This window comes from Streptomyces sp. NPDC049687 (assembly GCF_044465285.1).
Lineage (GTDB): Bacteria > Actinomycetota > Actinomycetes > Streptomycetales > Streptomycetaceae > Streptomyces.
Genome location: NZ_JBITLN010000017.1, coordinates 85,727 through 108,886 on the forward strand (window position 1 = coordinate 85,727; position 23,160 = coordinate 108,886).

The 23,160-nt window shown below is 71.8% G+C and carries 19 protein-coding genes; 8 read left to right on the top strand and 11 right to left on the bottom strand.

From position 1 onward, the window contains the following. The first annotated feature begins 69 nt into the window (after positions 1 to 69). The 3 genes from ACIBVL_RS37020 to ACIBVL_RS37030 all read left to right on the top strand — a co-directional run bounded on the left by ACIBVL_RS37020 (position 70) and on the right by ACIBVL_RS37030 (position 7,275). The gene (locus tag ACIBVL_RS37020; RefSeq protein ID WP_399104677.1) at positions 70 to 2,571 is read left to right on the top strand and encodes a SpoIIE family protein phosphatase; all 2,502 of its coding nucleotides are present in this window, start codon (positions 70 to 72) and stop codon (positions 2,569 to 2,571) included. 109 nt (positions 2,572 to 2,680) lie between these two features. Continuing rightward, complete coding sequence (locus ACIBVL_RS37025) at positions 2,681 to 4,402, top strand: RNA ligase family protein (protein WP_399104522.1); 1,722 nt, start codon at positions 2,681 to 2,683, stop codon at positions 4,400 to 4,402. Beyond that, positions 4,402 to 7,275 carry a poly(A) polymerase gene (locus ACIBVL_RS37030; protein WP_399104524.1) on the top strand — a complete coding sequence of 958 codons (2,874 nt, stop codon included), beginning with the start codon at positions 4,402 to 4,404 and terminating at the stop codon, positions 7,273 to 7,275. The genes ACIBVL_RS37025 and ACIBVL_RS37030 overlap by 1 nt, the downstream gene beginning before the upstream one ends. A 30-nt stretch (positions 7,276 to 7,305) precedes the next feature. Here ACIBVL_RS37030 and ACIBVL_RS37035 read toward each other — a convergent pair whose 3' ends face one another. Together ACIBVL_RS37035 and ACIBVL_RS37040 are read right to left on the bottom strand one after the other, a co-directional pair. Continuing rightward, entirely contained in the window at positions 7,306 to 8,901 is a 1,596-nt protein-coding gene (locus ACIBVL_RS37035; protein ID WP_399104526.1) for an FG-GAP repeat domain-containing protein, read from the bottom strand. A 76-nt stretch (positions 8,902 to 8,977) separates the two neighbouring features. Then, entirely contained in the window at positions 8,978 to 10,801 is a 1,824-nt protein-coding gene (locus ACIBVL_RS37040) for an alkaline phosphatase D family protein (RefSeq protein WP_399104679.1), read from the bottom strand. A gap of 163 nt (positions 10,802 to 10,964) precedes the next feature. Between ACIBVL_RS37040 and ACIBVL_RS37045 the strand changes: the two genes are divergently transcribed. Further along, positions 10,965 to 11,621 (top strand): DUF4232 domain-containing protein, encoded by a 657-nt coding sequence (locus tag ACIBVL_RS37045; RefSeq protein ID WP_399104528.1) that lies wholly within the window; start codon positions 10,965 to 10,967, stop codon positions 11,619 to 11,621. Between the two features lie 84 nt (positions 11,622 to 11,705). Here ACIBVL_RS37045 and ACIBVL_RS37050 read toward each other — a convergent pair whose 3' ends face one another. The 7 genes from ACIBVL_RS37050 to ACIBVL_RS37080 form a co-directional block, all read right to left on the bottom strand. Further along, the gene (locus ACIBVL_RS37050) at positions 11,706 to 12,260 is read right to left on the bottom strand and encodes a hypothetical protein (RefSeq protein ID WP_399104530.1); all 555 of its coding nucleotides are present in this window, start codon (positions 12,258 to 12,260) and stop codon (positions 11,706 to 11,708) included. A 3-nt stretch (positions 12,261 to 12,263) separates the two neighbouring features. Further along, the gene (ctaD, locus tag ACIBVL_RS37055; RefSeq protein WP_399104531.1) at positions 12,264 to 13,973 is read right to left on the bottom strand and encodes a cytochrome c oxidase subunit I; all 1,710 of its coding nucleotides are present in this window, start codon (positions 13,971 to 13,973) and stop codon (positions 12,264 to 12,266) included. Between the two features lie 427 nt (positions 13,974 to 14,400). After that, on the bottom strand, positions 14,401 to 15,414 hold the full coding sequence (locus ACIBVL_RS37060) for an LD-carboxypeptidase (RefSeq protein WP_399104533.1): 1,014 nt from the start codon (positions 15,412 to 15,414) through the stop codon (positions 14,401 to 14,403). A 242-nt stretch (positions 15,415 to 15,656) separates the two neighbouring features. Further along, positions 15,657 to 15,968 carry a hypothetical protein gene (locus ACIBVL_RS37065; protein ID WP_399104535.1) on the bottom strand — a complete coding sequence of 104 codons (312 nt, stop codon included), beginning with the start codon at positions 15,966 to 15,968 and terminating at the stop codon, positions 15,657 to 15,659. Between the two features lie 153 nt (positions 15,969 to 16,121). Continuing rightward, positions 16,122 to 16,802: a vitamin K epoxide reductase family protein gene (locus tag ACIBVL_RS37070; RefSeq protein WP_399104536.1), complete on the bottom strand. Its 681-nt coding sequence runs from the start codon at positions 16,800 to 16,802 to the stop codon at positions 16,122 to 16,124. Further along, positions 16,799 to 17,389 carry a hypothetical protein gene (locus ACIBVL_RS37075; protein WP_399104537.1) on the bottom strand — a complete coding sequence of 197 codons (591 nt, stop codon included), beginning with the start codon at positions 17,387 to 17,389 and terminating at the stop codon, positions 16,799 to 16,801. The genes ACIBVL_RS37070 and ACIBVL_RS37075 overlap by 4 nt, the downstream gene beginning before the upstream one ends. Positions 17,390 to 17,548: 159 nt before the next feature. Beyond that, positions 17,549 to 17,716, bottom strand: a complete 168-nt coding sequence (locus ACIBVL_RS37080) for a PaaI family thioesterase (RefSeq protein ID WP_399104538.1) — start codon at positions 17,714 to 17,716, stop codon at positions 17,549 to 17,551. Between the two features lie 157 nt (positions 17,717 to 17,873). Between ACIBVL_RS37080 and ACIBVL_RS37085 the strand changes: the two genes are divergently transcribed. From ACIBVL_RS37085 to ACIBVL_RS37100, 4 genes are all read left to right on the top strand, one after another. Beyond that, positions 17,874 to 18,434 (top strand): hypothetical protein, encoded by a 561-nt coding sequence (locus ACIBVL_RS37085; protein ID WP_399104539.1) that lies wholly within the window; start codon positions 17,874 to 17,876, stop codon positions 18,432 to 18,434. Between the two features lie 73 nt (positions 18,435 to 18,507). Next, entirely contained in the window at positions 18,508 to 19,041 is a 534-nt protein-coding gene (gene cpt, locus ACIBVL_RS37090; RefSeq protein ID WP_399104540.1) for a chloramphenicol phosphotransferase CPT, read from the top strand. A gap of 94 nt (positions 19,042 to 19,135) precedes the next feature. Next, positions 19,136 to 19,771, top strand: a complete 636-nt coding sequence (locus ACIBVL_RS37095; RefSeq protein WP_399104542.1) for an HAD family hydrolase — start codon at positions 19,136 to 19,138, stop codon at positions 19,769 to 19,771. 2 nt (positions 19,772 to 19,773) lie between these two features. Next, positions 19,774 to 20,004, top strand: a complete 231-nt coding sequence (locus tag ACIBVL_RS37100; RefSeq protein WP_399104544.1) for a hypothetical protein — start codon at positions 19,774 to 19,776, stop codon at positions 20,002 to 20,004. Positions 20,005 to 20,017: 13 nt separating this feature from the next. Here the strand turns inward: ACIBVL_RS37100 and ACIBVL_RS37105 are convergent, their stop codons facing one another. After that, entirely contained in the window at positions 20,018 to 21,451 is a 1,434-nt protein-coding gene (locus ACIBVL_RS37105; protein ID WP_399104546.1) for a hypothetical protein, read from the bottom strand. 416 nt (positions 21,452 to 21,867) lie between these two features. Next, positions 21,868 to 23,088 carry a 4-hydroxybenzoate 3-monooxygenase gene (locus ACIBVL_RS37110; RefSeq protein ID WP_399104548.1) on the bottom strand — a complete coding sequence of 407 codons (1,221 nt, stop codon included), beginning with the start codon at positions 23,086 to 23,088 and terminating at the stop codon, positions 21,868 to 21,870. Positions 23,089 to 23,160: the final 72 nt, after the last annotated feature.

Below are 23,160 nucleotides of genomic sequence, written 5' to 3' on the forward strand. Positions count from 1 at the left end.
GGGCGCTCCGCAGCGCCTCCCGTTCCGCGCCCCAGGGCCCCGCAGCCGAGGAGCATCCACGCCGTGAGCATGTCCGAGCATCTGCGCGAACCGGGTCGGGGCGGTGAGCCGACGCTCGAATCCGCCGCTGCCCCGGCGTCGTCCGCCGTCCCGTCCGTGACTCCTGACGGGCTGTCGGTGACCGCCGAGGGTCCGTCGACGATTCCGGGCGGGCCGCCCGCGGATCTCGTGGGCGTCTCGTCCGCCTCTCCGGTCGGCAGACTGGCGGCCACCGTGGAGCGGCTCAGCCGAGAGGTGCGGGCCGCCCAGGCGGAGGCCGAGGGCCGTGCCCTGATCGAGCTCGCCAAGGGCATCCTGGTCGAACGACTGAAGTGCGGGCCGCCCCAGGCAGCCCGGCAGCTCTCCGAGTTGGCCGAGCAGGCCCAGGTCACCCTTCTGGAACTGGCGGTCGATGTCATCAACCAGGCCGCCCGGGACCGTATGTCCGAGGTGACGGAGGCGTTCCTCGCGGCGACCCGGGTCTCCGACGAAGCGGAGGCCGAGTCGGCCGCCGTACGTCTGCGCGCGGCCGAGAGCGGCGCCCTGGCCGCGAACGACGCCCAGGCCGTCGCCGACGCCTTGCTGGAGCAGGCGCTGTGTCCCCTCGGGGCGGTGGCCGTGGCCATCTGGGCCGCGGGTTCCGACGGTTCGCTCTCCCTTGCGGGCAGTGCCGGGTTCTCACCGGCCGAGGCCGCGCGCTGGCGTTACGTCCCACCGGACGTGGTGACGGTGGCGCGGCACGGCCTCACCGAGCGCGGGGGGCAGTGGATCCCGACCCTCGGGCAGACCGGGCTGCCCACCATCGGCCTGCACCACCATCCGGACGGCGGCAGGGTCGCCCTGCCCGCGGGCACCGGAGGGCGCATCCACGGCGTGCTGGAGATCGCCTGGCCCACTCCCCTGGCGCCGCAGCCGCCGCAGATCGTGCGCCAGGTGGAGGCCCTGGCCGAGCTGTGCGCCCACACGCTGGAAACACGCACGCCGCTGCACGACGGGGTCCAGGAGCCGCGCCTCCTGCCGGACGCCGCCGAGTTGATGGACCTGGCCGACGGGCTGCACGATCCCGCCCTGGTCCTGGTGCCGCACCTGGACGGCGCCGGGCACCTGGTGGACTTCCACATCCAGCACGTGAACGGCCGTTTCCTGGATCCGGCCGGCCGGCCGCGGGCGGTCGTCAACGGCGCCCTGCTTCTCGAGGCCTACCCGATGGCCGCGGGCGACAGCGAGCTGTTCCAGCGCATCGAGCGCGTGTACGCCACCGGCGAGCCGTTCAGGACCCGGCGGATGAACCTCACCGCCCTCGTCGACCAGGTCCCCCTCTCGGCGGTCGCGGACATCAGCATCAGCCGGCACGGCGGTGCCGTGCTCCTCATCTGGCGTATCGAGGACGAGACGGCACGACTGGCGAGCCTGCTCCAGCACGCCCAGCGTCTCGGCCGCATCGGCGGGTTCGAGGAGAACACACTGACCGGTGAGATCACCTGGAACGGGCAGCTGTTCGATCTGTACGGGCGCCCGCAGTCGAGCACGCCGGTGCCCCTTGAAGAGCTGCCGACCCATGCGCACCCCGACGACAGCGTCTCGATCCGTCGCTTCCTGCGCACGCTGTTGCACCACCGGCGGCCGGCGGCCGCGGCCTTCCGGCTGCAGCGGCCGGACGGGGTGACCCGCCACATCAGGATCGTCGCCGAACCGGTGCTCGACACCAACGGCCGGCTGCTCCTGGTCCGCGGCGCCTGCCAGGACATCTCGGCCCAGCACTGGACCGAGGTGGCGCTCGCCGCCACCCGCGACCAGTTGGCGCACACGGAGCAGCAGGCCACCGAACGCAACCGGCTGACCCTGCAGTTGCAGCACGCCATCATGCCTCCCACCCAGGCACCGTTGCAGGTGCCCGACCTGCAGGTGGCCGTCCGTTACCGGCCCGCGGAGACCGAGCAGCTGGTGGGCGGCGACTGGTACGACGCCGTCGTCCTGCCGTCCGGAATGGTGCTGCTGTGCGTGGGAGACGTGGCCGGTCACGGCATCGAGGCCGCCACCAGCATGGTCGTCCTGCGCAACGCGCTGCGCGGCCTGGCTGTGACGGGAGCCGGGCCGGGCCAGCTGCTGTCGTGGCTCAACATCGTCGCGCACCATCTGACGGGCGCCGTCACCGCGACGGCGGTGTGCGGTCTGTACGACCCGGAGCGGCGGACGCTGCGCTGGGCCAGGGCGGGACATCTGCCACCGGTGCTCGTCCGGAACACCGAGGCGGCTCCCCTGCCCCTGGTGAAGGGGATGCTGCTCGGAGCCGTGCCCGAGGCCCGGTACGAGGAGGCCGAGATGCAACTGGCCGCCGAGGACACTCTGTTGATGTACACGGACGGCCTGATCGAGCGCCGCGACCGGTCCGTGGAGGAGTCCCTGACGCATCTGCTGACCACCGCGAGCACGGCGCTCAGCGCACTCGACCACCAGCTGGACCGCCTGCTGACCTACAGCAAGTCGGACACCGACGACGACACGTGCATCGTGGGTATCCGGGTCGGGTGAGAAACGCGGTGACACGAGGGAGGGCGACGGCACCGGGGTGAGAATCGAGCCCGGCGCCGGTCGGTAATCCGCTGGAGGAGCCGTTTGCCGCGCTCCTATAGTGGCCCGCATGCGCGTCCCCTACCCCCGAACTCACCATTTGCCCTGGTCACCGGGCGTTTCCGCGGATGATGTGCGGGCCGGTGGGGTGAGCGGGTTCGTCGGGCGGGAGGTCGTGGTCACCGAGAAGCTCGACGGGGAGAACACGACGCTGTACGCGGACGGGCTGCACGCGCGGTCCGTGGACTCGGCGCACCATCCGTCGCGGGCGTGGGTCAAGGCGCTGCAGGGGCGGGTGTGCGCGCGGATACCGGCCGGGTGGCGGGTGTGCGGGGAGAACATGTACGCGCGGCACTCGATCCCGTACGACGCCCTGGAGGGGTATTTCTACGGGTTCTCGGTGTGGGACGACCGGGAGCGGTGCCTGGGGTGGGACGAGACCGTGCGGTTTCTGCGGGGGCTGGGGGTGCCGGTGCCGCCGGTGTTGTGGCGGGGGGTGTTCGACGAGCGGGCCCTGCGGCGGCTGCGGGTGGAGACCGGGCGGCAGGAGGGGTACGTCGTACGGACCGTCGAGGGCTTCGCGCGGGAGGACTTCGCCGGGCGGGTCGCCAAGTGGGTGCGGGCCGGGCATGTGACGACGGGGACGCACTGGATGCACGCCGCCGTCGTGGCGAACGGGCTCGGCCCGGCGGCCGCGACGTGGGCCGTACGGTCCGGGGCGGCGCCGGACGGGGAGGCGCTGGCCGGGCATCTCGGCGTGGCGGACTTCGACGCGGGCGCGGCCGCCGAGGTGGGCGCGCGGCTGGACGCGCTGGGGCGCGCCGGGGACGTACGGCTCGCGGGAGTGCTCGCCGCGCTGGGGCACCGCACACCCAGGGCGAGGCTGATGGGCCGGGCGGCCGGGGTGCTGGGTGTGCCGCTCGCGCGGCGGGTCGCCGATCTGGTGGGGCTGCACGCCGCCCTCCAGCGGCCGTACCCGGACGACGAGCGGCGGGCCGGGCTCGTACGGATGTCGTTCGCGGCCGATCTGGGTGTGCTGCACGCCGTCGCGGGGGCGGTCGCGGGGGACGAGCGGGCGCGGCAGGAGGTGGAGTGGTCCGCGCTGCACGCTCAGGAGGCCGGGCTGCTCGGTGAGGCGCCGCTCGGGGCGCTGAGGGCGGGGCTGCGGCAGGCGCTGGAGCGGGACGGGGTCGGCGGCGACGCCGGGGACCGGTGCTGGGCGCAGGCGCGGGCGGCGTACGCCCTGGAGCGGGCCATGACGGTGGAGGAGGCCGTCGCGGCGACCTGGCGGTGGCGGGGCGGGGACTTTCCCCGGCTGGTGCACCTCGTGGGGCCCTCCGGCAGCGGCAAGAGTGCGTTCGCGGCGCGGCTGGAGGGTGTCTCGGCGTGCGTTGCGCTGGACGGGCTGCGCGAGGCGCGCGGAGCGCGCGCGGACCAGAGGGCCAACGGCGAGGTGTTGAGGGAGGGGCTGGAACGGCTGGACGGGGCGCTCCGGGCCGGTGGCACGGTGGTGTGGGACGCCACCTCGCTCAACCCGCACCAGCGGTCCCTGGTGCACGCCGTGGCGCGCCGGCGTGACGCGCTGGTCACACACGTCGTGGTGCTCGTGGACGAGGACGAGCTCGTACGGCGCAACGCCACCCGTGCGCATCCGGTGCCGGCAGAGGTGCTGACGGGGCAGCTGCGCCGGTTCGTGCCGCCGTACCCCGGTCAGGCGCATCGCACCTGGTACGTGGGCGCGGACGGAACCGTCCAGGACCGTGACGGCACACTGGAGGGGGAGGACGCCTGATGCGTACCAGTGAGGAGATCTATCACCGCGTGCGCTGGGACGCGCGTTTCGACCCCGCGCGGTTCGTGCTCGGCATCCACCAGCGCGGTGCCGCGCCCAAGCGGGTGCCGCTGCCGGCGTTCGTGCCGGGCGGCGAGATCCCGTGGCACCGGGTGCTGTTCGTGGAGGCGGACGGCGAGGTGGTGTGGGACCGCGCCACGGGCGTGGACCGCATCGACGCCTCCGGTGCCGGCCGGGTGCGCGAGGCGCGGCTGCTGCGGGCGCCCTTCTTCACCGCGCGCACGCCGCACGCGTGGGACGCGGCCGCCGGGCGGTGGATCCCCGCGACGGCCACCGCGCGGGAGGCGGGGCCGGACCGGGTGCGGGTGCTGACCTGGAACACGCTGTGGGACCGCTACGACAGCCACCGCATCGACACCGCCGGACGCAGGCCGCTGCTGCTGCGGGCGCTGGAACGGGCCGACGCGGACGTCATCGCCCTGCAGGAGGTCGAGGCGGGGCTGCTGGCCATGCTGCTGGACGCGGCCTGGGTACGGGCCGCCTATACCGTCGGCACCGACCCTGACGGCAAGGACGTCGACGACTGCGGGCTGCTCCTGCTGAGCCGGCTCCCGGTGAAGGAGGCGGGGCTGCACGTCCTCGGGCACCACAAGGCCGTCACCGCCGTCGTCGTGGACACCGCGTCCGGGCCGCTGACCGTGGCCGCCACCCATCTCAGCAGCGACCACTCGGAGGACGGGGCGGGCAGGCGGGGCGCCGAACTGACCCGGCTCGCCGAGGGGCTGGCGGGCGTCCAGGGCGGCCTGGTCCTGGTGGGCGACTTCAACGACGGCGGGTCCGGCCCGGCGCGCACGCTCGGCATGCTCGACGCGTGGACCGAGACGCACGGGCCGGACGACCACTCCCCCACCTTCGACCCCGGTGCCAACCCGCTGGCCGCCGTCTCCTCCCTGACCGGCCGCGCCTCCCGCCTCGACCGTGTCTTCGTCCGCCCCGTCGACGGGCCGCGGGTGGCGGGCGCGGCGCTGCTCGGCGACACGCCCAGCCCGCAGGGGCTGTACGTCTCCGACCACTACGGCCTCGCCGCCGACCTGCACTGCGGCGCCGGCGCGCCCGTCGACGTGCTCGACGCCGCGCCGACACCCCGTACGGCGCTGGCGTGGGTGCCGCCGCGCGAGCTGTGGCCGGCGATCCAGGACGTGCGCCGGGATCACGACGTGCAGATCCGGCGCTGGCCGCCGCACGTCAACGTACTGTTCGGGTTCGTCCCCGAGTCGGACTTCGAGCGGGCGGCACCGCTGCTCGCCACGGCGGTCGCGCAGGTGGCGCCGTTCACGGCACGGCTGGAGGGACTGCACACGTTCGGGCACCGGGACGGCGCCACCGTGTGGCTGGACCCCGCGGCAGACGACGACACGCCGTGGGCGGAGCTGTGGCAGTCACTCGTTCGGCGCTTCCCGCGCTGCGGTGGACGCCACGACGGATTCACCCCGCACCTGAGCCTCGGCCGGAGCGGCGACCCGCACGCCGTCGCCGTCGACTGCGCCGCCCGGCTGTCCCGGCGGGGCGACGAACCGATGCGGCCGCGGGCCACGGTCGCCCTCGGCACCGGCGAGGTGCGCTGGCTCGGGGAGCCGGCCCTCGGCCGGCCCGACCGGGGATGGGAGGAGTGGGCCGTGCCCGCCGCCGCGGGCGTCCGGCCCGCCGTCGACGCCACGGCGGCCGAACACGTCGTACGGCGTCTGACGGACGCCCTCGGCGAGGGTGCCGTCCATCTCGCCGGGTCACGGCGCATGGGCTGCGCGCTGGAGGGGGCCGATCTGGATGTCGTCGCGGCGCTGCCCGGCACCGTCGACCTCGCGGCCGTACGGGAGCGGGTCACAGCGGCGCTGCCGGACGCCGAAGGCATGCGGGAGGTCGTCGGCGCGCGCGTGCCGGGGCTGCGGTTCCGTGTCGCGGGGCTCGACGTGGATCTGGTGGCCGTGGCCACCGGGTCGGTGCCGGTGAAGGACGCGGTGGCCCGGCGGGGCGAGCTGGGCGAGGCCGCGGCCATCGCGCTGAGCGCGGTGTCCGACGCGGACGCGGTCCTGGCGGCCGTGAGCGCGGACAGCGCGGGCGCGGGAGGGGTGCCGCGGTTCACGGCGCTGGCCCGAGGTGTGAAGGCGTGGGCGAGGGCACGCGGGCTGGACGCGGCGCCGTTCGGCTCCCTGCCCGGGGTGGCTTGGGCGGTGCTCGCGGCCCGCACGGTGCGGGAGTCGCCGGAGGTCTCGGACGCCGGTGATCTGCTGCGCCGGTTCTTCGGCACATGGGCCGCGTGGGACTGGCGCGAGCCCGTCGCCCTCGCCGGGGACGGTCACGACACGGGCGGGGCCCTGACCGTGCTGACGCCCAGCGCGCCCGTGCGGTCCTGCACCGAACAGGTCGGCCCCGACGGGCGGGACCTGCTCGGCATGGAGCTCTACCGGGCCTGGGAGATCGTGGAGGCCGCGGCCGAGTCCGGTGGGGATCCGTGGTCCGAGCTGCTCTCCCCGCCGCCCCTGCACCGGCGGCACGCGGCCTGGGCCGTGGTGACGGTCCTGCCCCGGCGGGCCGAGGAGTTCGACGAGCTGAACGGGCGCGTACGCGGGCGTATGCGCGCGCTGCTCGGCGCGTTGGCGGACGCGGGCGTCAGGGACGCGCAACCCTGGCCGCGGGCACTGGCCCCCGCGGCGGCGTCGGGCCGGGGGCCGGCAGGCGTGCGATACGCGATCGGGCTCGGCCGTACGCCACTCGGCGCGCAGCGGCTCGCCGAGATCGCCGGCCGGTGGGTCACGGGACTGCCGGGAGTCGAGGTGACCCGCGTCGAGGGCGGGGCGATGCCCACCCTGCGGTGACCCGCGGCGGAGGGGAGGCCGAGGCGGTGCTCACAGGAGGTCGGCCCAGCCGCTCCAGCCGCTGCCGGCCTTGGTGACGCGGGACTTGAAGCCACCGGTTCCGGTGCCCGCGTAGAAGTACAGGGCGCCGGAGGAGTTCGTGGCCATGAGGTCGGCCTTGCCGTCGCCGTTGGCGTCGCCGGGCGAGAACACCTTGTTGTACTGCTGCCAGCCGGTGCCGACCTTCACCCGGGCGGCGAAGGGGGCGGACGCGGTGCCGGTGCCCGCGTAGCGCCACAGGACGCCGGCTGTGTCCCGGGCCAGCAGGTCGGCACGGCCGTCACCCGTGAAGTCGCCCGCGCCGACGAGGGCGTTGTAGCGCTCCCAGCCGGTGCTGATCTTGACGCGGGCGGCGACCGTGGTGCCGGAGCCGTCGCCCGCATAGAGGTACAGCGTGCCGGTGGTGGTCACCGCCAGCAGGTCTCCCCTGCCGTCACCGGTCACGTCGCCGGGGCCGACGATCCGGTTGTAGGACGTGGAACCGGTGGCGAGTTGCGGGTCCGAGAGGGCGTAGAACGCCGGGTTGGTCAACCGGCCGCTGCTGACGGACTGGACGACGAGGTCGGAGAGGCCGTTCTGGCGGAGCGAGGAGGCGTGGGCCAGGCGGGTGGTGGAGGAAGGCCAGGCACCGCCGATCAGGAGCTTCCCGGTCAGCGTGCCGGTGCCGGTGACCTGGTAGCTGTAGACGCTTCCGGCCGACGTACGCGCCATGATCCCGTACTTGCCGAAGTGCGGGTTGTTGCCCGCGCCCGCGAGCTGCGTCGCCTTGCCCCAGCCCGCGCTGCGGGCGGATCGGGTGCCGAAGGTGCCCTTGCCGTTGCCGGGGTAGAACCACAGGGCGCCGGTGAAGTCCCGGGCCAGCAGGTCGGTCTTGCCGTTGCCGTCCCAGTCGCCGCCTCCGATGATCTGGTTGTACGACGCCCACTCGGTCTTCGGGTCCTCGACCCGGGTGCCGAGGGTGCCGCCCTTCTTGCCCGGGTAGCGGTAGAGGACTCCGGCCGGGGTACGGGCGAGGAGATCGCCGATGCCGTCGCCGGTGAGGTCGCCGGCGCCGATCAGCTCGTCGTACTGCTGCCAGCCGGTGCCGATCTGCACACGGCTGCCGAACGCGCCGGTGCCCTTGCCCGGGTAGAGGTAGAGCGTGCCGGCCGGGGTGCGGGTCACCAGGTCGGCCTTGCCGTCGCCGTTCAAGTCCCCCGGGGCGGCGACCTTGTTGTAGATCTGCCAGCCCGACGCGACCGTACGGTACGAGCCGAGGCCGCCGGGAGTGCGTGCGTACACACCGGAATGGAAGTACAGCACACCGGTCGGGCTGAGCGTCAGCACGTCCTGGACGCCGTCCGAATCGAGGTCTCCGGGCGTGAGTACGTCCTTGACCTTGGCGACGTCCGAGTCGAGGGCCATGGTCTCGCCCGCGCCGGTGTTGACGTACAGCTGACCGGCCACGTTGCGGTAGACCAGATCGGACGTGCCGTCGGCGTCGAAGTCACCGCGTGCGGGTGCGGTCGCTTCCGCGTCGGAGGGCAGCATCACGAAGGCACCCGCCGCGAGTACCGCCACCGCACCGGCCAGCGCGGATGTCTTCATGACCTTGCGTCGCCGGTGTCCGTGGGTTCCGTCGGGACGCCGGGATCGGGTGGTGAACACGTTCTCTCCCGGGAGGTCAGGGGGTGGTGGAGACGTCGGTGGGGCTGTCGGTGGAGGCGTCGCTCGTGGATTCGGCGGTGGAAGCCGATGCCGGGCCGGTCGCCTCGGTCGGTTCCGACGCTGCCGAGTCCGTGCCGCTCGCCGCGTCCGTCGCCGCGGCCGTGTCCTGTGAAGTGGCCGTGTCCTGTGAAGTGGCCGTGTCCTGTGAAGTGGCCGAGGACTGCGAAGTGGCCGAGGACTGCGAAGTGGCCGAGGACTGCGTCCCGACGCCGACCTGGTACACGCCCGGAACGCCGTCCTCCACCCGGAACGTCGCGGCGGTGGCGGTCGTCCCGTCCCGGGTCACCACGGTGGAGATCGCGCGCAGTTGGGCGTCGATGCGGTCCGGGGCGATGTCGAGGAGCAGGTAGCCGCGCCGGGCGTCGATGATCTTCCAGTGGGGGTTGTCCGCCAGCTTGGGGGCCCATTCGGCGGCGAAGGCCGTCAGGTCCTCGTCGCCGTTGGAGGAGATGGAGGTACCGACGAATTCCGCGCCGACCACGGCCGAGTCCGCGTCCTCGAAGTCCAGCTTGAGGTCGCTGACGATGGTGCGGTGCCTGTCGCCGGAGAGCACCACGGGGTTGCGGATTTCCTGGAACTCGGCGAGCAGGGCGGCGCGTTCCTTCTGGTAGCCGTCCCAGGCGTCGTACGACCACTCCTTGCCCACACCGGCGAGGAAGTCCGTCTCGGCCATCATCACCTGGGAGGCGACCAGGTTCCACCGCGCGCCGGAGGTGCGCATGCTGTTCACCAGCCAGTTCCGCTGTGTGTCGCCCATGATGACGCGGCCGGCCTCCAAGGCCCCGTCGTCGGTGGTCGCCTGGTCGTCGCGGTACTGCCGGGTGTCCAGCACGTGCAGCCGGGCCAGGGTGCCGAAGTCGAGCTTGCGGTACATCAGGACGTCGGGGCCGACGGGCTTCTGCGCGACACGGATCGGCATGTGCTCGTAGAAGGCCTGGAACGCGGCCGCACGGCGGGCCCGGAACTTGTCCACGGGCCAGGCGACGGGGTCGTTCGCGACGTCACCGGCCCAGTCCTGCTCGACCTCGTGGTCGTCGAAGACGACGACGAAGGGCGCGGCGGCACGCATCGCCTGGAGGTCCGGGTCGGTGTTGTACTGCTCGTGGCGGGCCCGGTACTGGGCGAGCGTGACGGGCTGGCCCGAGCCTTCGTGGCGGCGCACGCGGTAGGAGTAGGCGGAGCTCTCGTAGATGTAGTCGCCGACGAACAGCACCAGGTCCGGCTTCTGTGCGCGCATGTCCCGGTAGGCGGTGAAGTAGCCGTGCTGCCAGTTCTGGCAGGAGGCGAGCGCGATCCGCAGGTTGTCGGGGGTGGTCCCGGCGGCGGGGGCGGTGCGGGTCCGGCCGGTGACGGAGGTGCGGCCCAGTGCCGTGAAGCGGTACCAGTAGTCGGTGGCCGGGGTCAGGCCCGTGACGTCCACGTGGACGCTGTAGCCGAGGGCGCTGCTCGCCGTGGCCGTACCGTTCTTGACGATCGTGGTGAAGCCGCTGTCCGAGGCGAGCTCCCAGGTGACCGCGACGGTGGGGGCCAGGATGCCGGAACTGCCCTGCTGGGCGGGGACCACCCGGGTCCACAGCACGACCGCGGTGGGCAGCGGGTCGCCGGAGGCGACGCCCAGTTTGAAGACGGTGCCGCTCACCGACGCGCCGGCACCGCCCGTGGCGGTCGCCCCGCCGACGGAAGCCGAGGCGTCACCCGCCAGCACCTGTCCTGCTGTCAGCGCTCCCGCGGCCCCCAGCGTGAGGGCTCCTCCCGCGCCCAGGAACCGCCTACGGCGCATCCCGTCGATACCCGTGGTGTTGTCGCTCGGGTGCACGTGTGCCTTTCCCCCAAAGGCGGTGCGCTGAGCAGCGCCGGTGAACGTGATCGTCGTGGATTCTATGCAATACCCTCACTGGTGTGGGACCGGGTCCGTCATTCCGTTCGAACGAGCAGCAGGAGCCATGCGCCGACCATTGATATCCGTCGCCACGGTGCTGCTCCTCGCCGGCGCGGCGGCGTGCACCTCGCCGGCCTCCTCCCCGTCGTCCGGCGCCGAGGGGACGGCCCCGCGCAGTGGCTCCGGTTCCGGCTCGTCGAGCACGGCGGCCGGGGGCGCGTCACGGGCCGGCGGGCCGCGGAGCGGTAGCGGCGGCGAGAGTGTGTCCTCCCCGCCCGCAGGTGTGCTCTTCGGGGCCGACTCCCTTCCCAGCTCCGCAGCCGACCACTGCCGTACGAAGAACCTGGCGGCCGTGGCTCGCGGCACCGGTCCGGGCAGCGCCTCGGTCCTGATCACCAACAAGGGGGACGGCTCCTGCACGGTGCAGGGCTTTCCCTCCCTGCTCTTCGTCAGCGAGGCCGGCCGGGTCGAACTGCCGGTGGACTGGGCCGGGTCGGCCGCCGACGCCGCGAAGTTCACCCTCGATCCCGGCGACACCGCGTCCGCCGCGCTCACGTTCACCAGCCTCGACGAGTGCGACGCGGTCACCGGCCTCGACATCGTCCCGCCCGGTGAATCCCGGCCCCTGTCCCCCGCTTTCACGGCCACCGGCGGAAAGCGGGAGAAGGTGCGCGTCTGCGACACCGGCGTTCGGGTCAAGGCGTTCTCGCCCTCGCGATGACCTGATCGCCGCCTCCCACCGGTGGGGCCGGTCCATCGGCGCCCGCTCGCCCGCTCTCGCCGCCCCGGCGGTGCGGCGGCCGGTTCACCGTGCGCGGTCCGCTCCGGTGCGGCGGCGGGCCATGCGCGTGCAGAGGACGGCGAGAGCGATGAACAGGCTCACGATTCCGGCGGGAACGGCGGCTGCCGAGACCCGGTCCGTGTCCTCCGCCCCGGCGGTGGCGAGTTCGACGGCCGCGGCGATCGCAGCCGTCAGCAGACCGCAGGCGAGGAGGACGGCGACGACGTGCCTGGTTCGGTCGGTGCCCGTCGGGCGCCGGCCCGTGCGCAGTTCCGCCCAGTCGCGTGCGGCCTGTCGTGCCTCGCGCCGCCGCTGGACGGTCGCACGGGTCCGGAGACCGACGGTGACGGCGGCTCCGGCGAGGGCCACGGCGACGGGCATCCACCATGCCTCCGCGGCGAAGAGCAGCAGGGCGATGATCCCGGTCGTGCTCCAGCCGCTCAGGCAGGCGGCCGCGGCGGTGCGGCGGGAGTCGGGGCGGTCGGCGCCGGCCCGCAGATCGGCGAGGGCCGGCAGGTACCAGACACAGCCGGACACGGTCACCGTCGCGGCGCCCAGGGCGGCGATGGGCTGGATCATGGCCTAGCCCTCCGACTCGAGTGCGGCGATCTCCGGATGACGCAGGTCGAACGCCGGCGACTCGCTGCGGATGCGGGGCAGGCTGGTGAAGTTGTGGCGGGGCGGCGGGCAGGAGGTGGCCCACTCCAGGGAGCGGCCGTAGCCCCACGGGTCGTCCGTGGCCACGGGCTTGCCGTATTTCGCGGTCCTCCAGACGTTGTAGAAGAACGGCAGGATCGACAGGCCGAGCAGGAACGAGCCGATCGAGGAGAGGGTGTTGAGGGCCGTGAAGCCGTCGGCGGCCAGGTAGTCGGCGTAGCGGCGGGGCATGCCCTCCGCGCCGAGCCAGTGCTGGACCAGGAAGGTGAGGTGGAAGCCCACCGTGAGCGTCCAGAACGTGACCTTGCCGAGGCGTTCGTCGAGCATCTTGCCCGTGAACTTCGGCCACCAGAAGTGGAAGCCGGCGAACATCGCGTACACGACCGTACCGAAGACCGTGTAGTGGAAGTGGGCCACGACGAAGTACGAGTCCGAGAGGTGGAAGTCCATCGGCGGTGAGGCCAGGATCACGCCGGTGAGCCCGCCGAAGACGAACGTGATGAGGAAGCCCGTGGTCCACAGCATCGGTGTCTCGAAGGAGAGGCTGCCCTTCCACATGGTGCCGATCCAGTTGAAGAACTTCACGCCGGTCGGTACGGCGATGAGGAACGTCATGAAGGAGAAGAACGGCAGGAGCACACCGCCGGTGACGTACATGTGGTGCGCCCACACGGTCACCGACAGGCCCGCGATCGCGATCGTCGCCCCGATCAGGCCCATGTAGCCGAACATCGGCTTGCGGCTGAAGACGGGGGTCACCTCGGAGACGATCCCGAAGAACGGCAACGCCAGGATGTAGACCTCGGGATGGCCGAAGAACCAGAAGAGGTGTTGCCAGAGCAGGGCGCCGCCGTTCGCCGCGTCGAAGACATGGCTGCCGAACTTGCGATCGCACTCCAGCGCGAACAGCGCCGCGGCCAGGACCGGGAACACGATCAGGATCAGCAGGCCGGTCAGCAGCACGTTCCAGGTGAAGATCGGCATCCGGAACATGGTCATGCCGGGGGCGCGCATGCAGATGATGGTGGTGATGAAGTTGACGGCGCCGGCGATCGAGCCGAACCCCGAGAGCGCCACTCCCATGATCCACAGGTCGGCTCCGAGGCCCGGCGAGTGCACGGCGTCCGACAGCGGCGCGTACAGGAACCAGCCGAAGTCCGCGGCGCCGCCCGGGGTGAAGAAGCCGAAGGCCGCGATCGACGATCCGAAGAGGAAGAGCCAGAAGGCGAGCATGTTCAGCCGGGGGAAGGCGACGTCGGGGGCGCCGATCTGCAGCGGCATGATCCAGTTGGCGAAGCCGGTGAACAGGGGCATCGCGAACATCAGCAGCATGATCGAGCCGTGCATCGTGAACGCCTGGTTGAACTGCTCGTTGGACATGACCTGAAGTCCGGGCCGGGCGAGTTCCGCGCGCATCAGCAGCGCCAGGACGCCGCCGACGACGAAGAACACGAAGGCGGAGATCAGGTACATCGTTCCGATCTTCTTGTGGTCGGTGGTCGTCAGCCACTCCACCCAGGAGGGACGTTCCGGCGCCCGGCCGTCCCTTCGGGCTCCTCCGGGCGCCTCACCGGCGACGGAGACCGCGGCGCTCGGCCGCCCGGTCTCCACCTGTTCCGTCCGTGCCTCGTCCACCGGTTCGTGTCCTCCCCTTGGTGCCATCTCGTGGACGACGGGGAAGAGCCACGGGTACGGGACCGCGAACCGGCTCTTCCCGGCCGCCGCCCCATGATCACCAGAGGGGTACGGGGGCCCGATAGGGTCGAACGGCCCCTGCCCGGCCGTCACCCAGGGCCCAACGGCCCCTCTTCACGGCCCCGGACTCACAGCTCTGCCCCCAGGGGCAAAGCAACCGTCGGGTGGCTTTCGGGTAGTCAGCCCCACCCCCGGACGCCCGTGGATGTCACCGAGCAGCCCACCGTGCCCAAGCTTTGAACCCGGCACCCGCCGAAGGGGCGACTGGGACTGGCCCCAGGGGCTCGACGAGTGGGACCCGCTGGACTTCGACGACACGGCCGGATTCTCATCGATCCGGCCCCGTCGGCTCACTGATCCGCGGTGTTCAGCCGACCGGTCCCGTCATCGCGTGCGGCCGTACTGCCGGTTCGAGCAGCGACAATGTCCGCTGCCGCGCATCGAGGCCGACGCGGATGCCGACCGGCATCGGCAGGTTCGGGACGGCATGTCCGAACTCGACGTTGCCCAGGACCGGGATGTCACGGTCCCCGAGGACATCGAGGACTATCTCGCGCAGGGTCGGGGCTCCGTCGGGCGCACCCTCCCCGAGTCCGTCGATCTCGCGCGGGACGCCCACGACCATGCCGGCGATCCGGTCGAGGATGCCGCTGTGCCGCAGCACCTGCAGATAGCTCCACACGTACGCTGCCAAGCCTCCCTTCTCCTCCCAGAACAGCACCGCGCCGTCGAACCGCTCAAGCGGCAGCGCGTAGGCCGTCGCCTGCACCAGCGCTATGCGGTTGATCACCCCGCCGACGAGGCGGCCTTCGGCGCGGCCGGGACGCCAGCACTCCCACGTCGGAGTGGCAGGCAGTGCGCCGATCGCCTCCGTACTGGTCAGCAGCGTCGAGTAAAGCTTCTCCAGGTCTGCTCTGCGGGCGGCGGGCGCGGTCTGCCAGTGCCCGCCGAGGCCGGGTGTGGCCAAGTCCGTGTGGAACCCGACCAGGCCCGTGCGCTCATAGATCACCAGATGCAGCAGGGAGATGTCGCTGTAGCCGAGGATGGGCTTGGGGTCGGCCCTGATCGCCTCGAAGTCGATCAGGTCGAGGTAGCCGAGCGCGGTCTGGCCGCCGTCATGCGCCATGATGGCGCGCACCTCGGGATCACGTAGTAGAGCGTTGAACTCCTCGGCGATCTCCGCCGGCCGCGCCGCGCTCCACCAGTGGTGCCGCCCTGCCTCAAGGAGCGGTGCGAGGCGTACGCGGAATCCCATCCGCTCAAGCACGGCCACCGCCTGCTTGAGGTCGGGCTCGTAAGCGGCATGGAGCGGCCCGGACAGCGACGCGATGACGACGAGATCTCCGGGTTTTAGGACACGAGGTCGCAGCAGTTCAGGCAACGCAGGAAGAGTCACCGAGGCAGTCTCCCCACGCGCCCAACAACACGCCACACCTTTCAGCCCCCCTGTTGCTGGGCAGCGTCGTCCTCGCCGCCGCGACTCCGGTCCGGACGAGGTCGGAGGCCGTACCGACGAGCGGATCCTCGACTTCAGTGTCCGCGAGTCCCGCGAGGAGGCCTGGTACAACGCCGTCCTGCTCGGCGGACAGAACGAACGGGAGCGCGTCCGTGGCTATCGGGTGACTACGGAGCGGTGGGGACGAGCACCCAGAACAAGGTCGTGGTGCCCACCAATCCGATGGCGCCGAGGGTGGTTCCGGCAACGGCCATCCACACACGGCCGATGCCGCGGCGGGCGTAGCGGATGCCCACTGCGCCAAAAGTGACAGCCAACGCACTGGCGATGACCGCCCAGGGGAACATGAGGAACGCAAGCGCGAGGGAGGGGAACAGGGCGAACGCAGGCGCGACGGAGATGACACCCAGGACAAGCGCGGTTGGACCCAGGGCGGTGGCTGGCGTGTCGGCTTGATTGGGCATTAGCGGCTCAGACATGAGCTGTCCCCCCTTTGAACATGTTCAAATCTGGGTCGATCATACAGGCAGAAGGTGCGGCGAAGGGCGTCACCCAGTGACACCCGCCACTCGACCGCGAGAAGACCGTGCCCCGCCAGCCCACGGAGGCCGCGGTCACGTACCCCTGAACGCTCAGAGCAGCGTCTGCCAGTAGGCCCAGAACCGTGTTCCGATCAGCATCACGATGCTCAGACACCAGGTGACCGGCACCACCCAGTGGAACTCCCGCACGCCCGCGACCACCCCTCGGGGAGCAAGGACGGCACCGTGCCGGAGGTTGTGCACGGTGGTGTACCAGAACATGGCGATGGTGACGGCCCAGGCCAGGCAGCACCACAGGCACAGCGCGCCGATCTCGTACAGTGCCTGGGTCATCAGCCACATGCAGAAGCCCGCACCGAACATTGTGCCCAGGTTCAGCCCGAGCCAGAACCAGCGACGGAAGCGGGCTCCTGCGAGGAGCGCGAATCCGACGAACGCCACGACCGGATAAGTGGCCAGGCCCAGAAGGGGGTTGGGGAAACCGAACACGGATGCCTGACGGCTGCGCATCACGTTCGAGCAGGACAGCACCGGGCTGAGATTGCACGACGGGGCGAAGTCGGGGTTCCGCAGGAGTTCGAACTTGTCGACCGTGATCACGAAGGCCGCGAGCGCCCCGAGGGATCCGGTCACGATCAGCAGCCAGGCAAGGGCGCGGGAAGCCCCGATCGTGCTCGACGACGGGATCTTCCGTACGCGTCCGTACTCCTGGGTCCGGCTGCCCGGTCGACTCGGACTCGCGATGCCGGTCGTGCCGGTCGTGCCGGTCATCGGGAAGCCCCCGCCTCGCTGGTGCTCCCGGTGCGCGGCGTACCCACGGCGGCCGGGAGATCCACGCGGCCGGGCAGGCGGCGGTCACGGTCCGGCCGTGCTGCGGCGCGCAGCCCCGTACGCGTCGCGCCCAGCGGCCAGAACACCTCCACCGCGACACCGCGGGAGCGGGCGTAGGCCACGAGATGCGCGGTGGCGTCCCGGCCGTTGGAGGGCGAACCGTCCCATACGGCCACCAGACGCCGGCATCCCGCGATGATCTCCTCGTCCGCGCCGACGCACGCGTCGCGGTCGCTCGGGTCGTACGTCAGCAGCCGCACCTGCCGCACGAGAAGCAGCAACTCCCCTGTCGGCACCCGGTCCCGTTCCGGCAGCAACGTGGGCACCATTCCCCGAGTGGGGATCACCACCACCAGGTCCCGCCCCGCCTGCCGTACCGCCCGCGCGAACGCCACCGCGGCCCCTCCACCGGCGCGCACCACCGCCGGCTCCCCGTCGGGCTCACGCTTCAGCGACGCGGCCAGTTCGGCCTCCATCAGCCGCAAGGTCTCCGAGGTCACGTCCGCGTGGCTCACCATCGCGATCATCTACCGCTCCTTCCCGCCGTACGACGCCGTCACGGCGCTCTTGAGCAGTGAAGTCAGCGGGTGGGAAGCGTGCCTAGGGTCGAACGGCCCTGACGCGGAACATTCGGCACCTTGACCTTCGGCGTCGGTCCGCGCGGGTGCTGTACGGCAGCGGTGTCCTCAGTCGTCGTTGCGGATCAGGCAGGTGGTGGTGGCGTGGGCGATCAGCTTCCCCCGCTCGTCCATGACCTCCGCCGTCGCGGTGCGGCGTCCCGCGTGGACGACGTTCCCCTCGGCGGTGAGCGTCTGGCCGCTGGTGTGCGCGGCCCGGATGTAGTTCCTGACCATGGCCTCGTGCGCGGCCCGCGGTGTCTGGGCGGGCCTGGATGAGCGCCGACATGCCGGGCGTGCAGGGGATGTCGAGGTCGGCCTCGGGCAGTGAGGCGAGGTTCGCGGGGTGATAGTCGATCGTCGACCGGCGTAAGGACTTGGCACACTGCTCGTCATGGCCAATTCCTACGCGCAGGCAGTGCTGACCACTCCGGACCTTGACGAGGCACTGCGAGTCGCTGAGCGGCTGCTCGACCTCGCCGACACCCGGCATCTCGAAGTCGACTTCGCCGCGCGGGTCTCCACGACCCACGAACTGGAGCGGTTGACCGCCGTCATGCCGGACGCCGACTGGTGGTCCCACGAGCCCGGCCGGGACGGCTCCTCGCGCAAGGGCGACTCTCCCTCGGAGTGGCTCCCGATCTTCATGAGCAGATGGTGCATGGCTCCGGAAACCGTGACGGCGTTCCTGGCCGCGGCGGGGAGCGCCCCGGCCATGGTGCGCTGGGATTTCGACGGCTGGCCCGAGGCGCCTGAGGTCGGCCTCGGCATCGGGGGCACCAGAGGCGCCTACGTGACGGTATGTGTGAACGCCCGCGACCTCGACCTCGAGGAACCCGCCCCGGACCACACGGTGTACGTCCACGTGAAACAGGTGGAAGCCCAGCGAGCCCCCTGGCTGGCAGCGCAGGTCGGCCTCCAGGTCATCGGCGAGTTGCAGATGGCACCTCTCTGAGGCGGTCGCTCCACGGTTCCCCTGTGGCGTAATTCGTTTCCGTACCGCGTCGCAGGCCCCCTACTGTGGCGCGGTGACGACGCGGGTGATCATTCTCAACGGTGGTTCCAGTTCGGGGAAGTCCGGGATCGTACGGTGCCTGCAGGCCGTACTGCCGGACCAGTGGCTGGCGTTCGGGGTCGATTCGCTCGTCGAAGCGATGCCCGCGCGGATGCGGGCATCGGACGAAGGGATCGTGTTCGCGGCAGACGGCGGGGTGAGCGTCGGGGCGGACTTCCGGGCGCTGGACGCGGCATGGGTGGAGGGAATCGTGGCGATGGCCCGGGCCGGCGCCAGGGTCGTCATCGATGACGTCTTCCTCGGCGGAGCGGCCTCCCAGCAGCGGTGGCAGAAGGCTCTCGGCGGACTGGCCGTGTTGTGGGTCGGCGTCAGATGCGAGAGTGCGGTCGCCGCGGGCCGTGAGATCGCGCGGGGAGACCGCGTGCCGGGCATGGCCGCGGCACAGGCGGAAGTGGTTCACGAGGGGGTCTTCTACGACCTGGAGGTGGACACGACGCGGACCGAGTCCCTGGAGTGCGCGCGCTCCATCGCCGCCCATCTCGGCTGAACCGCGAACTGCCCTGTGCCTGCCCCGGCCGGGTGGGGCTCTTTCACCCGGGCGGAGCCGACTCGAAAGCGTTCACCGCGGGGAGGCACTTCACATGTCTGTCATCTTCTTCGATATCGGGGAGACCCTGGCCGATCCCGGCACGGCGCCCGACGGCTCCCTGACCCTTCGGCCCCGACCGCGTGTCATGGCTGTGCTGGACGCCCTTGGCGACGTACGCAAGGGGATCATCTCCAACCCCGGGGAGGGAGAGGCCGCCGTCGCCCGGGTGGCGGCCGCACTGCTCCAGGCGTTCCCCGGCCGTTTCACGGACGAGGCGCTTGTGCACTTCGGTGCGAAGGAGGATCGCGGGATCTTCGACCGGGCGGTCGCGAGTACGGGTGGAGCGGCAGCCGACGACTGTGTCTTCGTCGGCGAGAACGCCCGCGAGCGTGCGTTCGCCCGGGAGGCGGGAATGCGTACGGCGGTCCACCCGGTGTTCGCTCGCGCCGCGATGGACGACCGTCCCGTGCTCCGGACGCGGATCGAGTTGCCGGACGGTCCGGGCCTGCCCGAGTTGACCGCGGCCGTGAACGAGACCGAAGCGGTCCTCGTCCAGACCGTCTCCGCTCGGCTCGCGCTCGCCGTGGTGACCAAGCGGGGTGCCGAAGCGCTCGAGGACGCCGGTTTCCGCGTGGACCTGCGGGGACCGGTGGACGACACGGCGGCCTTCCCCGTCCAGGCGCCGTAGCGGTGCACGGCATGGGCGCAAACGGTGAGGAAGGCCGGAAGAACACCGGCGGAGGCGGACAGAGCGACGACGATGAGGCCGAGCGCCTGGCGACCGAGAAATTCGTCAGCGACCTGCTGGCGCGGGGCGAGGCGGTGTTCGAGGGCGAGGAGCCGACGCCGAGGACGACGCACGTCGTCAAGCGCGAGGACGACGGACGGCTCACCGTCCGCCGTCTGCGCTTTTTCCACTGACTCCGTCGACTGCTCAGTCGAAGCACCGCCGGACCAGGGCGAGACCCTCGCCGGTGGCGCTCCGCGTGATCTCATGCGTCTTCAGCCGGGAGGGGCTGTCGTCGACGAACGCCGCGTTCGAGCGATGCTCCTCGGGTACGTGGACGCGGCCCCGGCGGAAGAGGTCCTCGAGGTACGACGTGGCGACCCGCTCGGGGTCGGCGGGCCGCACCGAGCCGCCGTCGGGGCTGGAGCCCGCGATGCCGAACCGTCGTTCCTCCGCGGGGGCGGAGAGGGTCACGGGTTGAGTGACACCGTACGTCGCCCCGTGCACCGTGACGGGCGTGAGACCCTCGTCGTCGGCACCGCCCGGCGTGGCCTCGGCCATGGCGGCGCCCCGGCGGGTCACCTCCGGCTCGGTGATGGACGTTGCGGCCTCCAGGGAGAGGATGCCGTGGCGGATGAACGCCGAGCGCAGGGAACGACCGTACGTGCCGCCGAACCGGCGCTGGTCCGCGGCGATCATGTGGCCCGCGACCTGCGCGTAGTAGGCGGAGACCACGGGGGCGGCCACGACGGCGTCCACCAGCAGTTGTCCCGCGATCTCGGCCGCCCGGGCCAGACCGGCCTGATCCTGCAGATCCTGCTGCCGGAAGATGCCGGCGACGATCTTGAGGAACGCGCCGCTGAAGACCCGGGAGAAGGAGTGCGACTCGCTGGAGAGCGTGTTCGCGGGTCCGCTCGGAGGCAACTGCACCGGGTCGCGGTAGAAGAAGCTGTTGGAGAGGTTGCGCAGGCAGTCCGGGTCGACCGCGTTCGGGGCGCCCTGGCGGATCGCCCAGCCCAGTTGCTCGGCCATCCTCGACACCCGCGAGGACAGTTCGAGGTTGCCCTGTGTTTCGGCCAGGACCGCGGTCCGCAGCGATTCCAGCCGGAGTGAACTCAGCAGTGCGCTGACGTCACCGAACGCCTCGTGCAGGGCCGCCGCCTCCGCGCTCGCCGCGTTGAACAGCTGGGGGCGCAGGGCGTCGAGGATCGCGTGCCCCGTCTCGTGCTGGACGACCTCGGAGCTCTCGCAGGCGGCGACGGTGACACCCGCCACCGTGTGGCGGAAGAACGACACGCCTCTGCGGTCGTAGAAGGCGTTGAGGTCGTCTCCCGCGTCGAGGTGCGCGGTGAGGGCGCGACCGACCGTCGGATGCCACTGGGTACCGGTCGGGACCAGCGGACCCCAGGTCTGGCTTGCCCGGCTGAGCGCATCGGCCGCCACCCAGTAGCGGAAGGCCTCGGTGCCCGGCCCGGCGCCGTCCGGCTGCGGAGCGTTCCCCGCGATGGCCGTCGGGAAGGGTTGGGTGTCGAGGTGGGGAACGGGATGCGGTACGGGCATGTTGACCTGCGGAGGGAATCCGGGGTCGTCCTCGTACACCAGAACCGTCGGCATCGTCGGCTGCTGTTGCTGCACCGTCATTGCGGCTCCCTGACAGGGAAGAGATTGCGGATGGTGGAATCCCCCCAGGCACACGAGCCCCTCCCGTTCAGTACCGGGCCGGGGCCGCCCGGTGTCAATCCGAACAGAGGAGGCGGGGCGGCCCGGGCCGGCGGTGCCAACGGACGGGCGGGCGGTCCCTCTTGGTTTGTGGCGAGTGCGCACCTGCCATCGGCCCGGCGACAGGATGACGGCCGGACGGGTGACGGCACGGTCAGGAGCCCCTGCCGAGGCCGCCTGCCGCGCAGGGCCGGCCCCTGCGGCCCGGCACCCGTCGCAGCCCCTTCCCGAAGGCGCGGGCCGACCCCGGGGGCGTACGCCGTCCCTGGGGGCGTACGCCGTCCCTGCCGCCTCCGCCGTCCCTGGGGGCGTCCGTCGTTCCGTTGCCCGTGCCGGGATCAGGTGGTCCCGGTCAGGTCCGGTCCCGTCATGAGTTCCGCGAAGGCGCGGGCGGCGGTGGGGGAGGTGAAGAGCCGGTCGAGCCGGGCGCGGGCCAGGCCGCGGTGGAAGGAGCCGGAGTCGGTGTCGTCGCCGGCGTCATGGAGGGTGCGGGTCAGCCAGTGGGAGAACTCCTGGTCGTTCCAGACGCGGCGCAGACAGCTCCGTGAATAGTCGCGCAAGGCGGTGTCGTCCTGGTCACGGACGTGGTCCCGGACGGCTCGGACGAAGAGATCGGCGTCGTAGAGGGCGAGGTTCATGCCCTTGCCGCCCATGGGCGAGACGATGTGGGCGGCGTCGCCGACGAGGAAGAGACGGCCGTACTGCATGGGGTCGTGGACGAGGCTGCGGAGGCGGAAGATCTCGCGGTCGGTGATCGGGCCGGGAGTGAGGGCGGGGTCGGCGAGCCGGGTGCGCAGTGCGTTCCAGACGCGGGTGTCGGTCCAGGCGTCAGGGTGGTCGTCGGGCGGACACTGGAGGTAGTAGCGGCTGGTGTGCGGGCCGCGGGGGAAGTGGGCGGCGAAGCCGTCCGGGCTGACGGCGAGGAGCGGGTGGGCCGGGGGCGGGGCGTCGGCGAGGACGGTGAGCCAGCCGATGCCGTGGTCGACGGCATGAGCGGTGAGCACGCCGTCGGGTACGGCAGCTCGGCTGATGCCGTGGTCACCGTCGCAGCCGGCCACGAAGGCGCAGGTGATGGTGTGCGGCAGGCCGTCGGCGGTGCGGTAGCGGACGGTCGGGCGATCGCCGGCCAGGTCGTGCAGGGAGACGTCGGCGGCCTCGAAGCGCAGGTCCCCGCCGTCGGCGAGGAAGGTGGCCGTCAGTTTCTGGACGAGGATCTGCTGGGGGCACAGACGGGCCGGGAGGCCTTCGGAGCCGTCGCTGTCGGAGACCAGGTGGCTCTCGCCGTCCACCCGCAACTCCAGGATGCCGTCGTACGGGACACCGCCGAGGACACGGTCGGCCAGGCCCCAGGAGTCGAACATCCGGACGGCGCGGGTTTCGACGATCCCGGCGCGCTGACGCTGTGCCACGTACTCGCGCGTGCGGCGTTCCAGGACGACGCAGTCGATGCCGCAGCGCATCAGCAGGTTGGCGACCGTCATACCGGCCGGGCCCGCCCCGATCACCACCACGGTCGTGGACTCCGGCGCCGCCGTCAACTCCCCGGATACTTGGGCCACTTGGACCACCTCCAGGCGCCAGCGTAGTCGCGGGCGCCAAGACGTGCTGTCACCGGCCCGGCACCGGTGACA

Coding starts and splice junctions, on each gene's coding strand:
- ACIBVL_RS37020 (WP_399104677.1), top strand. CDS start 70: ATGTCCGAGCATCTGCGCGAACCGGGTCGGGGCGGTGAGCCGACGCTC.
- ACIBVL_RS37025 (WP_399104522.1), top strand. CDS start 2,681: ATGCGCGTCCCCTACCCCCGAACTCACCATTTGCCCTGGTCACCGGGC.
- ACIBVL_RS37030 (WP_399104524.1), top strand. CDS start 4,402: ATGCGTACCAGTGAGGAGATCTATCACCGCGTGCGCTGGGACGCGCGT.
- ACIBVL_RS37035 (WP_399104526.1), bottom strand. CDS start 8,901: ATGAAGACATCCGCGCTGGCCGGTGCGGTGGCGGTACTCGCGGCGGGT.
- ACIBVL_RS37040 (WP_399104679.1), bottom strand. CDS start 10,801: ATGCGCCGTAGGCGGTTCCTGGGCGCGGGAGGAGCCCTCACGCTGGGG.
- ACIBVL_RS37045 (WP_399104528.1), top strand. CDS start 10,965: ATGCGCCGACCATTGATATCCGTCGCCACGGTGCTGCTCCTCGCCGGC.
- ACIBVL_RS37050 (WP_399104530.1), bottom strand. CDS start 12,260: ATGATCCAGCCCATCGCCGCCCTGGGCGCCGCGACGGTGACCGTGTCC.
- ACIBVL_RS37065 (WP_399104535.1), bottom strand. CDS start 15,968: ATGTCTGAGCCGCTAATGCCCAATCAAGCCGACACGCCAGCCACCGCC.
- ACIBVL_RS37070 (WP_399104536.1), bottom strand. CDS start 16,802: ATGACCGGCACGACCGGCACGACCGGCATCGCGAGTCCGAGTCGACCG.
- ACIBVL_RS37075 (WP_399104537.1), bottom strand. CDS start 17,389: ATGATCGCGATGGTGAGCCACGCGGACGTGACCTCGGAGACCTTGCGG.
- ACIBVL_RS37080 (WP_399104538.1), bottom strand. CDS start 17,716: ATGGTCAGGAACTACATCCGGGCCGCGCACACCAGCGGCCAGACGCTC.
- ACIBVL_RS37085 (WP_399104539.1), top strand. CDS start 17,874: ATGGCCAATTCCTACGCGCAGGCAGTGCTGACCACTCCGGACCTTGAC.
- ACIBVL_RS37095 (WP_399104542.1), top strand. CDS start 19,136: ATGTCTGTCATCTTCTTCGATATCGGGGAGACCCTGGCCGATCCCGGC.
- ACIBVL_RS37105 (WP_399104546.1), bottom strand. CDS start 21,451: ATGACGGTGCAGCAACAGCAGCCGACGATGCCGACGGTTCTGGTGTAC.